The sequence below is a fragment of the Xanthomonas sp. SS genome, from assembly GCF_014236835.1.
In the GTDB taxonomy this organism is placed as follows: domain Bacteria; phylum Pseudomonadota; class Gammaproteobacteria; order Xanthomonadales; family Xanthomonadaceae; genus Xanthomonas_A.
The window spans coordinates 811859-825973 of record NZ_CP051190.1 but is presented as its reverse complement, the minus strand read 5'-3'; the positions used below and the strand labels follow the sequence as shown (position 1 = coordinate 825973).

Genomic DNA, 14115 nt, shown 5'->3' with positions numbered 1-14115 from the left:
GCCATTCGACTCGCGCGTTTCGCGCTGACCACGTTTCTGTAGGAGCGGCTTCAGCCGCGACAGGCTTTACCGATGGTGCCTGTCGCGGCTGAAGCCGCTCCTACAGGTTGGCTAGCGGATTGGTGCCGGCCTGCGCTCAGGCCGGCAGCGCGGCGTCCAGCAGTTCGCGGGCGCCGGCGCCGAGCAGCGCTTCGGCCACCGCCTCGCCCAGCGCCTGCGGGTCCTGCGCGCTGCGCTGCAGGTCGGCACGCACCAGTCGCCCGTCGGCGACGCCGCCGACCATGCCCTGCAGCAGCAGATCTTCGCCCTGCCAGTGCGCGAACGCGGCCACCGGCACGTGGCAACTGCCGTGCAGCGCGCGGTTCATCGCCCGCTCGGCCTCCACGCAGCTGCGGGTGGCGGCGTCGTCGAGCGCGGCGAACAGGCCCAACGCGGCCGCGTCGTCGCCGCGGCATTCCACCGCGATGGCGCCCTGCGCCGGCGCCGGCAGCCAGTCCGGCGCCTGCAGGCGCTGGGTGATGCGCGCCTCCAGGCCCAGCCGCTGCAAGCCGGCGCAGGCCAGCACGATGCCGTCGTAGCCGCCGTTGTCGAGCTTGGCCAGGCGCGTGTTGACGTTGCCGCGCAGGTCCAGCAACTGCAGGTCCGGGCGCCGCGCGCGCAGTTGCGCCTGCCGGCGCAGCGACGAAGTGCCCACCCGCGCGCCCAGCGGCAGCGCCTCCAGCGACGCATACAGATTGGAGATCAGCGCGTCGGCCGGATCGGCGCGGGCCAGGATCGCCGGCAGCACGAACGGCGGGTCCAGCTCCATCGGCACGTCCTTCAGCGAATGCACCGCGCAGTCGGCCTCGCCGCGCAGCATCGCCAGCTCCAGCTCCTTCAGGAACAGGCCCTTGCCGCCGATCGCCGCCAGCGAACGGTCCAGCACTTCGTCGCCGCGGGTGCTCATCGGCACCAGCACCACGTCCAGCTGCGGGTGCGCCTGGCGCAGGCGTTCGGCGACATGTTCGCTCTGCCACAGGGCGAGCGGACTCTTGCGGGTAGCGATGCGCAGGATCTTCATGCGCCCATTATCGCGGAAAGCGCCGCCACCGGCCGCTACCGCGAAGGCCCACGGGCGCGGCCGATCGCCGCGCTTGCACAGGCGCACGCCCGGTCACCGGTCATCCCAAATCCCAAAGCCGACCGGCCACTCATCCCGAATCCCCAATCCCTGCTTTCAAAGATGGCGGATCTCCTGCCGCAGCTGCGCCACGCAGCGCCGGCTCACCTCCAGCGGCTGCTTGCCATGGCGCAGCACCGCATGCACCTGGCCCTCGCCGAGACGCCGCAGCTCGACCAGTTCGTGGCGCGCGACCAGGCAGTTGCGGTGGATGCGCACGAAGCGCTCGGCGAACTCCTCTTCCAGCGACTTCAGCGACTCCTCGATCAGGTCCTCGCCGCGCGCGTGATGCACCACCACGTACTTTTCCTCGGCCTGCAGGTAGTGGATGTCGTCGACCGCGATCAGCCGCAGGCTGCCGCGCAGGCGCGCGCACAGATGGCTGCGGCGCTGCGCCGACGACACCGCCGCGGCGCTGCCGCGGCCGGCCATGAAGGTGCGCGCGCGCTCCAGCGCGGCCGCCAGCCGCTCGGCGCGTACCGGCTTCATCAGGTAGTCGATCGCCGCGGCCTCGAATGCGGACAGCGCGTGCGCGTCGTAGGCGGTGCAGAACACCACCGCCGGGCGCGGCTCGAAGCTGGCCAGGTGGCGCGCGGTCTCCAACCCGTCGACGCCGGGCATGGCGATGTCCAGCAGCACCAGATCCGGACGCAACTCGGCGCAGGCGCGCAGCGTTTCCAGGCCATTGCCGGCCTCGGCCACCACCTCGACGCCGGCATGCTCGGCCAGCAGCGCGCGCAAGCGCTCGCGTGCCAGGGGTTCGTCGTCGGCGATCACCACCTTCACGTACGTCACCTCAGTGCGCTGGAGCGCGGTCTCGCCGCATAGTAGCCCTGCCGCTGGCGGGCCGTCATCCGCGCCGCAGCACCTGTCGCCGCGGGACCGGCGCGCAGCCCGGCGCCGCGGTCGCGCCTCAGCCAGCGGCGAAGCGCGCGCTCATCCAGTCTTGCAGATCCGCGATCTCCTCGGCGCAGACCTGGTGCGCCATCGGATAGCGCTGCCACTGCACCGGCATACCCAGCGCCTGCAGCGCCTGCGCGGTCTGCTCGGCATAGGGCTGCGGGATTACCGGATCGCCCTGGCCGTGGGCCATGAACAGCGGCTGCGACAGCGCCGCCGGCGCATGCCAGCGGGCCACGTCGGCCACCTCCGGCAGGTAGGTGGACAGGGCGATCAACCCGGCCAGCGGCCGTTCGCGGCGCAGTCCCGTCGCCAGCGTGATCGCACCGCCCTGCGAGAAACCTGCCAGCAGCAGGCGCTCGGCGGGCACGCCGCGCACATGTTCGCGCGCGATCAATTCCTCGACCTGGGCGACCGACGCGGCGACGCCGGCGCTGTCGGCGCGATTGGAGAAATCCGGGCTGACGATGTCGTACCAGGCGCGCATGCGCACGCCGTTGTTGATCGTCACCGCACGCACCGGCGCATGCGGAAACACGAAGCGCAACGCCGGCCAGCCCGGCCGCAGCAACTCCGGCACCAGCGGCGCGAAGTCGTGGCCGTCGGCGCCGAGTCCGTGCAACCACAGCACGGTCCATGCCGGCGAAGCGGCGGTTTCGTGTTCCACTGTTTCCAGCATGCGCGCGGTCCCCATCGAGATGGGGCGCATTATGCCTGCCGCGTCAGCCGTCAGCGCGGCGGGCGGCGGCGGCGCGGCGCAATTCGCCCGCGCGCAGCAGCACCGCCGGCGGCTTCTGCTCTTCGGGAATGGCCAGGATGCGCAGCTGGCGCAGCCACAGCCCGGCCGCGCGCGAGGAACTCACCGCGACCACCGGAATCGCCAGCGCCATGCCGATCACCACCGGCGCCATCCACATCGCCAGCGACGGCGACACCACGTAGGCCATCCCGCCCATCAGCAGCCCGAACGCGCTGAGCCCACCGTAGCTGCGCGCCAGCGCCAGCCACGACAGGCGGCCGTCGTCGCGCTGCTGCGCGTCCCAGCCCGAGTCCTTGCCCGCCAGCACCTCGGCCACGCCGCGCGACTGCACGTACATCACCACCGGCGCCATCAGCGCCGCCAGCACGGTTTCCAGCAGCATGCTCAGCAGCGCGCGCAGCGCACCGCCGCAGCCGCGCCGCTCCTCGGATTTGAGCAGCATGGCGAAGTAGCCCAGCACCTTCGGCGCCAGCAGCACGAACATGGTCACCGCGAACACCCAGAACACCCGGGTCGAGTCCTGCTGGTGCCAGTAGCGCGCCGGCGAGAACGGTGACACCACCTTGGCGACCAGGTCGAAACCATCGCTCTGCAGCGGGATCGCAATGCCGATCAGCATCAGCAGGCCCCACATCGGCGCGGTGAAGTAATGGCCGATGCCGATCATCATGTGCATGCGGCTGATCCAGTGCAGGCCGCGCGCGAACACCACCTTGGAGTGCTGCAGGTTGCCCTGGCACCAGCGGCGGTCGCGCACCAGCAGGTCGGTCAGCGTCGGCGGGCCCTCTTCGTAGCTGCCCTGCAGGTACGGCACCATGTGCGTGGCCCAGCCGCCGCGGCGCATCAGCGCGGCCTCGACGAAATCGTGGCTGAGCACGTGGCCGCCAAACGGCTTGCGCCCCGGCAGCGCCGGCAGGCCGGCCTGTTCGGCGAAGGCCTGGGTGCGCATCACCGCGTTGTGGCCCCAGTAGTTGCTCTCCGAACCGTGCCACCAGGCCACGCCGTAGGCGATTACCGGTCCGTAGACGCGGCCGCCGAACTGCTGCATGCGCGCGAACAGGCTGTTTCCGTTGACCACTTCCGGCAAGGTCTGGATCAGGCCGACGTCGGGATGGTCTTCCATGCCCGCGACCAAGCGCACGATGGTTTCGCCGGTCATCAGGCTGTCGGCGTCCAGGATCAGCATCTGCGGGTAGGCGCCGCCGAAGCGGCGCACCCAGTCGGCGATGTTGCCGGCCTTGCGCTCGGCGTTGTCGGCGCGGCGCCGGTAGTAGATGCGGCCCTGGCCGCCGGTGCGTTCGACCAGTTCGGCGTAGACCTGCTCTTCCTCGGCGCCGACCGCGGCGCGCGTGGTGTCGCTGAGGATGAAGAAATCGAAGTGCGCGATCTGGCCGGTGGCCTCGACCGATTCGTAGATCGCCTGCAGCCCGGCCATCAACCGGTGCGGATCTTCGTTGTAGGTGGGCATCAGCAAAGCGGTGCGGCTGCGCACCAACGGCAGCGGCGCGTCCGGATCGATGCCGAGCTTGCGCCCGCCGCCGAACACCAGGGTCACGAATCCGGCCAGCGCGCTGACGAACGAAAACGCGATCCACGCGAACAGGGGAATGAACAGCGCCATCAGGCAGGCTTCGAGCACGCTGACCCCGCCGATCAGCAGCACCTTGCCGATCAGCACGCTGGCGTAGGCGGTCATCAGCGCAGTGCTGCCGAACACGTACAGCCGCCGCCAGAACATGCCGGGCGGGGTGCTGGGCAGGCGCTTGTTGCGCAATTTGCCCTGGCGCAGCGATTGCACCGGCATCGGCAACGGCGCCTCGGGCGGCAGCACCGCGTGGCCGGCATCGAGCACAACGGAATCGGGCAGGGTCGGTGTGGGGGCGACCATGCTCATGCGTTCCGCCAGCCTCGTCGGGCAGCGCCACGACGCGGCGATGCGTCCGCGCAAGCGCGCAACGCGGCGGATCCTGGCGCCGCTACCGGCGCCGTCTTGCGGTGATTCCCACTCGTACCCACGTTCTCTCCTGTCGGCGGGCAAAATACGGCCGCCACTGTAAACCTTAAATAGTAAGCTTTCGCGAAGATGGCCAAGCGCGCGGCGACGCTGCCGCCGGCAGGTTCGTTCAGCCATTCCGGCGCCGATCCGCGTTTCACCGCATGCACAAATACCGCTCACCGGCGTTTCACCGCGCCCGGAGAACATGGGAAGCGGTCCGCAGGAGGCAGTGCAGATGCGTCCCTCATTTCAGACAGCGATGCCGGCCGCAGGCCGGGCCGCCCGGCCGCGCAGCTATCGCGGCGCTACGCAATCGCTGCGGCAGGGCGCAGCAACACGCCCGCGCGGGAGGCCCGCATGAACCCGATGGACCTGATCGGCTGGGCGGCGACACTGCTGCTGGTGGCGACGCTGCTGCGGCAGATCCACACGCAGTGGCGCGCGCCCGACCTGCAGGCGGTGTCGGCCTGGCTGTTCGCCGGCCAGATCGGCGCTTCGTTGCTGTTCGTCGTCTACAGCCTGGCGCTGCGCAATTACGTGTTCGTGACCACCAATACGCTGGTGCTGCTGACCGCCGTGGCCGGACAGCTGCTGCAGACGCTGAAGCGGCGGCGCCTGCAGCGCGGGCGGGCGCCATGAACCGGCCGGCCCTGCTGATCGTGGACATGATCAGCCGCTTCGATTTCCCCGACGGTGCGCGCCTGGCCAGGGCGGCGCTGCCGGTGGCGGAGCGCATCGCGGCGCTGCGCGCGCGGTTCCATCGCCGCGGCTGGCCGGTGCTGTTCGCCAACGACAACTTCGCCGACTGGCAGACCGATTTCGAAGGCCTGTGGCGGCTGTGCGCCGATCCGGCGCAGCGCGGCGCGAAGATCGCCGAACTGCTGGCGCCGCAACCGCAGGACTACTACGTGCTCAAGCCCAAGCACTCGGCGTTCCTGGACTCGGCGTTGCAGATCCTGTTGGCGCAGTTGCACGTCACCCGCATTGTGGTCACCGGCGTGGCCACCGACGCCTGCCTGCTGGCGACGGCGGTCGATGCGCGGATGCGCGAGTTCCAGGTGCAGATGCCGCCGTCGTGTTGCGCCACGTTCGGCGCAGCGCGGCAGCAGCGCGCATTGCGGCTGCTGCACGAGGCGTTCGCGGTCAGCCTGAGCGAGCGCCTGCCGGCGCGCTGAGGCGGGGAAGCTCAGGCCGGCGCCGGCAGCGCGGCGCTGTCGCTGCCCTCGCCTGGCGGCGCTTCGGCGACGTACGGGAACGCCAGGGTGATGGTGGTACCGCGCCCCAGTTCGGAGTCCACGTCGACGAAGCCGCCGGCCTGGCGCACCAGCCCGTAGACCTGGGCCAGGCCCAGGCCGGTGCCCTTGCCCTCGGGCTTGGTGGTGAAATAGGCCTCGAACAGCCGCGACTTGGTGTCCTCGGACATGCCCTCGCCCTGATCGCTGACCGACAGGGTCACGTAGCGGCCCGGCTGGCGCATCGCCGCCGCCTGCCCCGGCGGTACCTGCAGGCTGCCGCAGCGGATCGACACCACGTCGCCGGGTTGGCAGGCGTCGCGTGCGTTCAAGGCCAGGTTCAGCACCGCCTGCTCGACCGAGCTGCGGTCGGCATAGGTGGTGGCGCCGCCGGCCAGGCTGGTCAGTTGCAGCTTCATTTCGCCGCCCAAGGCCTGCGCCAGCAGCGGCTGCATATGCGCGACCACCTCGCACAGATCCAGCCACTGCGGCTTGACCGGGTGCGCACGCGCGAAGCCGAGCAGGCGCCGGGTCATCCGCGCGCCGTGTTGCAGCGCCTCGCCGGCGATGCCGAGCAGCTTGCGCTGGTCCGGCTGCAAGCGCTGCGGATGCTCGGCGACCATGCTCACCGAGGTCATCGCGGTCTGCAGCATGTTGTTGAAGTCGTGCACGATGCCGGCCAGCATCTGCCCGATCGCCTCGCCTTTCTGCGCCTGGGTCATGGCCCGCTCGGCGACGCGCTGCGCGGCCAGGGCGATGTCCAGCTGCCCGCGCAGCTCGATGTGCTCGGCCTGCAACTGCTGTCCCAGCATCTCGCCGACGACCTGCGCCGGTGCGCCGGCGCCGGCCTGCGGCAGATCGCCCAGGGTGCGCAGGGCCTCCTCGATCTGGCGATGCTGGGTGACGTCGCGGCTGATCACCAGCACGCTTTCCACTTCGGCATCGACGTTGGTCAGCGGGCTGGCCTGCACGTGCCACCAGCGTGGCCGGCCGTCGAAGGTTTCGCGCTGCGCCCAGAATTCGTATTGCTCGTTGCGCAAGGCCGCGGCGAACGCCGCTTCCGCGAGCGGCCGCATCTCCTCCGGCCACAGATCCTGCCAGGCGCGGCCGACGACATGCTTGGGCTCGGCCGCACCGAGCAGGCGCAGACCGCGCGTGTTGATCGAACGCACGACACCGTCGCGGCCGATCTCCTTGATGCAGTCGTGCGAGAGTTCGACGATCTGTCGATAGCGGACGTGAGTGGACAAGCGGGGTCTCGCGATGAGTGGGTCGAGCATATCGGCATCACCGCAGCGTCACCAGCGCTTCACTGCTGAATCGTGAAGCTGCCGGTATTGAAAACGCGGCGGTATCAGCATTATGCGTGGCACTTGCGCCCTCACCACCATTCTTTTGGTTGAGGATGACCAGACGATTCGCGAACTGGCTCGGATGATGCTCGACGCCGACGGCTATCGGGTCTTGTCCGCCGGCACCGCCCGCGAGGCGCTCGCCTTGCTCGAACAGGATCCCGATGTGGACCTGATCTTCAGCGACGTGCAGATGCCCGGCTGCGACGGCGTGACCATGGTGCGCGAGCTGCGCCGGCGCGCGGTCACGATCCCGGCCCTGCTCACCTCCGGCATGAAGCATCCCGACACCGCCGCGCTGCCGACGCATACCGGCTTCCTGCCCAAACCCTACAGCCATGCCGGCTTGCTGGCGGCGCTGCAGCGCCTGCAGCCAGCGCACTGACGGAAGGCCGATGCACGGCCTGAGCCGGTGCTGCGGACAGCACGCCGCAGCTCAGCCGAACACCAATTTCCCATACTGCGCCGAACGGATCGCCGCCAGACGTTCGGCGACGAAGTGCTCCCCCGCGCGAACATCGCCGAAGTACACGCCATCGAACGCATGCCGGCTCAACACCGCGCCCTGCGCGTCCGAGATGCGGATCTGCGGCAGCAGCACGCCGTCCGGCGCCGCGGCGAGGACGGCATCCAATACGAAGCCGTCGAGCTCACGTCGCATCCTTGGGTCCGGTTGGTTCATGCCGGCATTGCAGCACAGGCCCGATGAAGACAGCGCAACCTGCGCATTCATGCCGGGCGGCGTGGCGGACGGCGGCACCGGAAAGGAAACTAAACGGTTCATCGGCTGTGCGGGTCTAACCCACTGTATTGCGGCGAAATCACTATGCGGTAACGCGGCGGGCGCAGCGTAGACAAGCCACGCGCTTCACGCCCCTTTTATCGCTGCGTTCGTACATTACTGAAGAGGCGCTGACCCACTGGGTTCTGCTGCCCCTCTTTTTTCCGGTTTCACGTCGCGCGCCCGCTGCGGACACGCGACGGCAGTCGTTTTCCGTGTGCCCGTCCCCCCCTCCCCGACGGAATCGCCAATGTCGCCTCCCCCGCCCGCCGATCTGCCCGATAGACAACGCGACACCCACCCGGTCCTGCGCGCGCCCCGGCGCCGCCACCGCGATGCGCGCGGACGCTTCATCCGCACCGCTGAAGTCACCGTCAAGCTGCAGCCGGCGCCGCGCCGCGCCAGCCTGTTCGTGACCTCGGAAATGGCCGACTTCATCAAGGCCGGCGGCTTGGGCGACGTCGCCGCAGCGCTGCCGCGCGCGCTGCGCGGCAGCTGCGACATCCGCGTGCTGATCCCTGGCTACCCGGCGGTGCTGCGCAAGACCGGTCCGCTGGAGATCGTCGGCCACATCGCCGCGCACGCCGGGTTGCCGGCCTGCGCGCTGGGCCGCGCGGACCGCCCCGACGGCCTGTGCGTGTACGTGCTGCTGTGCCCACAGCTGTTCGAGCGCCAGGGTTCGCCCTACGTGTCCAGCGAAGGCCGCGACTGGGAAGACAACGCGCTGCGCTTCGCCACGCTGTCGCATGCCGCCGCGCAGATCGCCGGCGGCCGCGCCGGGCTGGACTGGAATCCGGACCTGCTGCATCTCAACGACTGGCCGTGCGCGCTGGCCGCCGCCTACGTGCGCTGGTCCGGCGGGCGCACGCCGTGCCTGCTGACCATCCACAATCTTGCCTACCAGGGCCTGTTCCCGTACGCGATGGCCAACGCGCTAGGCATTCCCGACAACGGCCTGCAGGACCTGGAGTTCTACGGGCAGATGTCGTTCCTGCGCGCCGGCATCGTCCACGCCGACCACGTCAACACGGTCAGCGTCAGCTACGCCGCGCAGATCACCGGCCCGGCGCAGGGTTGCGGCCTGGACACGCTGCTTGCACGGCATGCCGCCAGCGGCCGCCTCAGCGGCATCGTCAACGGCATCGACGCCAGCTGGGACCCGCGGACCGACGATCACCTGCATACCCATTTCGGCATCGACCAGGTCCAGGGCAAGCGCGAGAACGCGGCCCAGGTGCGCCGCGCGTTCGGCCTGATCGACAGCGACGGCCCGCTGTTCGCGGTGGTGTCGCGGCTGGTGCACCAGAAAGGCCTGGACATGATCTGCGAGGTGGCGCCGCAGATCGTCGCCGCCGGCGGCCAGATCGTGGTGATCGGCGGCGGCGAGCCGCAGATCGAGCAGGCGGTGGCTGCGCTGGCGCGGCGCTTCCCCGGCCATGTCGGCGCCCATATCGGCTTCGAGGAGCGCCTGGCGCGGCGCATGTTCGCCGGTTCGGACTTCCTGTTGATGCCGTCGCGCTTCGAACCCTGCGGGCTGAGCCAGATGTACGCGCAGCGTTTCGGCAGCCTGCCGATCGCGCACGCCACCGGCGGCCTGATCGATACCGTGGATGATGGCGTGACCGGCTTCCTGTTCGAGGAGCCGTCCGCCGATGGCCTGCGCCGCTGCCTGCAGCGGGTGTTCCGCACCTTCCGCCTGCCCGGTCTGCTGCAGGCGATGCGCCGCGCGGCGATGCTGCGGCCCAGCGGTTGGGATCTGGCCGGGCGCAAGTACATGGCCCTGTACGACCGCACTGCTCCGCTGTCGCCGGCGGTGGCATGAGCGAACGGGAACAGGCGCCGGACGCGATCCCGGTGTGGGACGCGCCGCTGGAAGCGGCGAACGACGAGCGCGAACGCCTCGCCCTGCAGGCGCTGGCGCGCGGCGAGGCAGCGGATGCGTTCGCCTGGCTTGGCCCGCACGCCGGCGACGACGGCGTGCTCCGGGTGCGCGCGCTGGTGCCAGGCGCCGATGCGCTGGGCCTGCTCGACGGCAACGGCAAACTGGTGGCGCGGATGCGCGCGCACCCGGAGGCCGAGGGCGTATTCGAAGGCGAACTGAAGACCACGACAGCCTATCGGCTGCGCATCGTGTGGCCGGACGCGGTGCAGGAAATCGACGATCCGTACGCGTTCGGCCCGGTGCTGGACGAGGCCTGGCTGCAAGGCATGGCCGAGGGCGATGGCGCCGCGCTGCGCACCGCGCTGGGCGCGCACCACACCCGTATCGGCACGGTCGACGGGGTGCGCTTCGCGGTGTGGGCGCCGCATGCGCGGCGGGTCGCGCTGGTCGGCGACTTCAACGGCTGGGACGGCCGCCGCCATCCGCTGCGTCTGCATCGCCAGGCCGGCGTCTGGGAACTGTTCGTGCCGGGGCTGCGCGGCGGCGAGCACTACCAATACGAGATCCTGGACGCCGACGGCACGCCGCTGCCGCGCAAGGCCGACCCGGTCGCCCGCCACAGCACGCGCGCGCCGGATACCGCCTCGGTGGTGCCGAGCGCCGCCGACTTCGCCTGGCACGATTCGGCCTGGCTGGCGCAGCGCGAAACGCGCGCCGGCGCCGCGCAGCCGATGAGCATCTACGAGCTGCACGCCGGCTCCTGGCGCCACGACGCGCACGGCCAGCCGCTGCAGTGGGACGCGCTGGCCGCGCAGCTGATCCCGTACGTGCAGGAACTGGGCTTCACCCATATCGAACTGCTGCCGATCACCGAATATCCGTTCGGCGGCTCCTGGGGCTACCAGCCGCTAGGCCTGTTCGCGCCGACCGCGCGGCATGGCGACGCGGACGGTTTCGCGCGCTTCGTCGATGCCTGCCACCAGGCCGGGATCGGGGTGATCCTGGACTGGGTCGGCGCGCACTTTCCCGACGACGCGCACGGCCTGCAGCGCTTCGACGGCACCGCGCTGTACGAACACGCCGATCCGCGCGAAGGCGTGCATCGCGAGTGGAACACGCTGATCTACAACTACGGCCGCGCCGAAGTGGTCGCCTACCTGATCGGCAGCGCGCTGGAATGGATCGAGCGCTTCCACGTCGACGGCCTGCGCGTGGATGCGGTGGCGGCGATGCTGTACCGCGATTACGGCCGCAACGAGGGCGAATGGGTGCCCAACGCCCAGGGCGGGCGCGAGAACCTGGAGGCGATCGCGTTCCTGCGCCGGCTCAACGCCGAGATCGCGCAACGCTTCCCCGGGGTGCGGGTGATCGCCGAGGAATCCACCGCCTGGCCGGGCGTGACCGCACCGCCCGAACAGGGCGGGCTGGGTTTCAGCCACAAGTGGAACATGGGCTGGATGCACGACACGCTGAGCTACATGCGGCGCGACCCGATCCACCGCCAGCACCACCACAGCGAGATGAGCTTCGGCCTGGTCTACGCGTTCTCCGAGCACTTCGTGCTGCCGCTGTCGCACGACGAAGTGGTGCACGGCAAGGGGTCGCTGCTGGCGAAGATGCCCGGCGACACCTGGCAGCGCTTCGCCAACCTGCGTGCCTATCTGGCCTTCATGTGGGCGCACCCGGGACGCAAGCTGCTGTTCATGGGCGGCGAGTTCGGGCAGTGGCAGGAATGGGACCACGACCGCGCGCTGGACTGGGCGCAGGCGCAGCGCCCGGAGCACCGCGGCGTGGCGCGGTTGGTCGGCGACCTCAACCGCCAGCTGCGCGCATTGCCGGCGCTGTACCGCAGCGACCGCGCAGCGGAAGGCTTCGAATGGAGCGTGGCCGACGACCACCGCAACAGCGTGTTCGCTTTCGTCCGCCACGATCGCGCCGGCGGCGCGCCGCCGCTGCTGGCGGTGAGCAACTTCACCCCGAACGTGCACCACGACTACCGCCTCGGCGTGCCGCGCGGCGGGCTGTGGCGCGAAATCCTCAACACCGACAGCGGCCATTACGGCGGCTCCAACCAGGGCAACGGCGGCGCCTTGCGCAGCGTCGCGCAGCCGATGCACGGGCATGCGCAATCGCTGGCGCTGACCTTGCCGCCGCTGTCCACCCTCTGGTTGCAAGCGGAGCATTGACGTGAATATCGCAACGAGCGCAACGCCGACCGGCAACGCCGCCACCGCTTCGCCCACGGCGCTGCGCCAGGGCGCCTGGCCCACCGCCGACGGCAAGGTCGGCTTCGTGTTGTGGGCGCCGGACGCGAGCAGCGTCGACATCGTGTTCGACGACGGCACACGGCAGCCCCTGGCCGCGGCCGCGGACGGCTATTTCACCGCGACCGTGGCCTGCGCCGCCGGCACCCGCTACCGCTACGCGATCGACGGCGGCGAACCAGTGCCGGACCCGGCCTCGCGCTGGCAGCCCGACGGCGTGCACGGCGCCAGCGCGGTGCTGGCCAGCGACGGCTATCGCTGGCAGCACGACGCCTGGCGCGGCCGGCCGTGGGCGGAAACGGTGTTCTACGAACTGCACGTGGGTGCCTGCGGCGGCTACGCCGGGCTGCGCGCGCAGTTACGCACGCTGGCGGCGCTGGGCGTCACCGCGATCGAACTGATGCCGCTGGCCGCGTTCCCCGGCCGCCACAACTGGGGCTACGACGGCGTGCTGCCGTACGCGCCGGCCGCGGCCTACGGCCATCCGGACGAACTCAAGGCGCTGATCGACGAGGCGCACGGCCTGGGCCTGAGCGTGTTCCTGGACGTGGTCTACAACCACTTCGGCCCGGATGGCAATTACCTCGGCCAGTACGCCTCGGCGTTCTTTCGCGAAGACGCGCCGACCCCGTGGGGCGCGGCGATCGACTTCCGGCTCGCGCCGGTGCAGCGCTACTTCATCGACAACGCGCTGATGTGGCTGCACGAATACCGATTCGACGGCCTGCGCCTGGACGCGGTGCACGCGATCGTGCCGAACGCGTTCCTGGACACGCTGCGCGAGGCGATCGCGGCCAGCGTGCCGGCCGGGCGCCACGTGCACCTGGTGCTGGAAAACGAGGCCAACCAGGCCGGCGTGCTGGAGCGCGGCTACAACGCGCAATGGGACGACGATTTCCACAACAGCCTGCACGTGCTGTTGACCGGCGAGGACGAGGGCTACTACGCAGGCTTCGCCGATGCGCCGGCGCAGCACCTGGCGCGGGTGCTGGGCGAAGGCTTCGCCTACCAGGGCCAGGCCGACCACCGCGGGCATGCGCGCGGCGAGCCGAGCGCGCAGCTGCCGCCGCACAAGTTCGTGATCTTCGCGCAGAACCACGACCAGATCGGCAACCGCGCGCGCGGCGACCGGCTGATCACCCAGGTGTCCGAACCGGCGCTGCGCGCGGCGCTGGCGCTGACCGCGCTGACCCCGATGATCCCATTGTTCTTCATGGGCGAGCCGTGGGGTAGCCGCACCCCGTTCCTGTTCTTCACCGACTTCGCGCCGCCGCTGGACGAGGCGGTGCGCGAAGGCCGGCGCCGCGAGTTCGCGCATTTCGCCGCGTTCGCCGATCCCGCGCAGCGCGCGACCATTCCCGACCCGAACGCGCCGAGCACGTTCGAAGCCTCCATCGCCGACATCAGCGATGCCACCCATGGCGACGGCGCGCGCTGGCGCGACTGGTTCGTGGCGCTGATGGCGTTGCGCCGCCAGCACCTGGTGCCGGCGTTGCCCCAGGCGCGCGCGATAGGCGCGCGCACGCTGGGGCCGAAAGCGGTGGCCGCCGGCTGGAACCTGGGCAACGGCGAGTGGCACGTGGCCGCGAACTTCGGCGACACGCCGGTGGCGCTGGATCTGCCCGGCGTGACGGTGCATGCCGAAAACGCTGGCGACGATCCGGCGCAGCTGCCGCCGAACGCCTTCGTCGCCCGCTACCGAGCCGGTTCCGCAACGTGAGCGCGGGCTGTCGCGACGCCATCGCGACAGCGCTTCCGGCAAGCTGCCCATTCCGTTCGTCGCCCGCGA

Annotated in this window: 12 protein-coding genes; 6 read left to right on the top strand and 6 right to left on the bottom strand. The window is 70.4% G+C overall.

Features of this window, described 5'->3' with window-relative positions; translation table 11 throughout:
- Positions 1–136: 136 nt before the first annotated feature.
- From hemC to mdoH, 4 genes are all read right to left on the bottom strand, one after another.
- On the bottom strand, positions 137–1060 hold the full coding sequence (gene hemC / locus HEP74_RS03555; RefSeq protein WP_185815211.1) for a hydroxymethylbilane synthase: 924 nt from the start codon (positions 1058–1060) through the stop codon (positions 137–139).
- Between the two features lie 156 nt (positions 1061–1216).
- Positions 1217–1945, bottom strand: coding sequence for a LytR/AlgR family response regulator transcription factor (locus HEP74_RS03550; protein ID WP_185816488.1), 729 nt, complete (start codon positions 1943–1945; stop codon positions 1217–1219).
- A gap of 127 nt (positions 1946–2072) precedes the next feature.
- Positions 2073–2738: an alpha/beta hydrolase gene (locus tag HEP74_RS03545; protein ID WP_185816487.1), complete on the bottom strand. Its 666-nt coding sequence runs from the start codon at positions 2736–2738 to the stop codon at positions 2073–2075.
- A 43-nt stretch (positions 2739–2781) separates the two neighbouring features.
- Positions 2782–4713, bottom strand: coding sequence for a glucans biosynthesis glucosyltransferase MdoH (gene mdoH / locus HEP74_RS03540; protein ID WP_185815210.1), 1932 nt, complete (start codon positions 4711–4713; stop codon positions 2782–2784).
- Between the two features lie 459 nt (positions 4714–5172).
- Here mdoH and HEP74_RS03535 point away from each other — a divergent pair, with 459 nt between their 5' ends.
- Positions 5173–5454 carry a hypothetical protein gene (locus HEP74_RS03535; RefSeq protein ID WP_185815209.1) on the top strand — a complete coding sequence of 94 codons (282 nt, stop codon included), beginning with the start codon at positions 5173–5175 and terminating at the stop codon, positions 5452–5454.
- The gene (locus HEP74_RS03530) at positions 5451–5990 is read left to right on the top strand and encodes a cysteine hydrolase family protein (RefSeq protein ID WP_185815208.1); all 540 of its coding nucleotides are present in this window, start codon (positions 5451–5453) and stop codon (positions 5988–5990) included. Before HEP74_RS03535 ends, HEP74_RS03530 begins: the two co-directional genes overlap by 4 nt.
- 11 nt (positions 5991–6001) lie before the next feature.
- On the opposite strand, the gene HEP74_RS03525 is transcribed toward HEP74_RS03530, so the two are convergent.
- Entirely contained in the window at positions 6002–7297 is a 1296-nt protein-coding gene (locus HEP74_RS03525; RefSeq protein ID WP_185815207.1) for a two-component system sensor histidine kinase NtrB, read from the bottom strand.
- A gap of 187 nt (positions 7298–7484) precedes the next feature.
- On the opposite strand from HEP74_RS03525, the gene HEP74_RS03520 reads away from it, so the two are divergent.
- Positions 7485–7784 carry a response regulator gene (locus HEP74_RS03520; RefSeq protein WP_255427880.1) on the top strand — a complete coding sequence of 100 codons (300 nt, stop codon included), beginning with the start codon at positions 7485–7487 and terminating at the stop codon, positions 7782–7784.
- Positions 7785–7835: 51 nt separating this feature from the next.
- Here the strand turns inward: HEP74_RS03520 and HEP74_RS21875 are convergent, their stop codons facing one another.
- On the bottom strand, positions 7836–8183 hold the full coding sequence (locus HEP74_RS21875) for a hypothetical protein (RefSeq protein ID WP_255427879.1): 348 nt from the start codon (positions 8181–8183) through the stop codon (positions 7836–7838).
- Between the two features lie 247 nt (positions 8184–8430).
- Between HEP74_RS21875 and glgA the strand changes: the two genes are divergently transcribed.
- From glgA to treZ, 3 genes are all read left to right on the top strand, one after another.
- Positions 8431–10002, top strand: coding sequence for a glycogen synthase GlgA (gene glgA / locus HEP74_RS03510; RefSeq protein ID WP_185815205.1), 1572 nt, complete (start codon positions 8431–8433; stop codon positions 10000–10002).
- On the top strand, positions 9999–12248 hold the full coding sequence (locus tag HEP74_RS03505; protein ID WP_255427878.1) for a 1,4-alpha-glucan branching enzyme: 2250 nt from the start codon (positions 9999–10001) through the stop codon (positions 12246–12248). The genes glgA and HEP74_RS03505 overlap by 4 nt, the downstream gene beginning before the upstream one ends.
- A gap of 61 nt (positions 12249–12309) precedes the next feature.
- On the top strand, positions 12310–14046 hold the full coding sequence (gene treZ / locus HEP74_RS03500; RefSeq protein ID WP_185816484.1) for a malto-oligosyltrehalose trehalohydrolase: 1737 nt from the start codon (positions 12310–12312) through the stop codon (positions 14044–14046).
- Positions 14047–14115 lie beyond the last annotated feature (69 nt).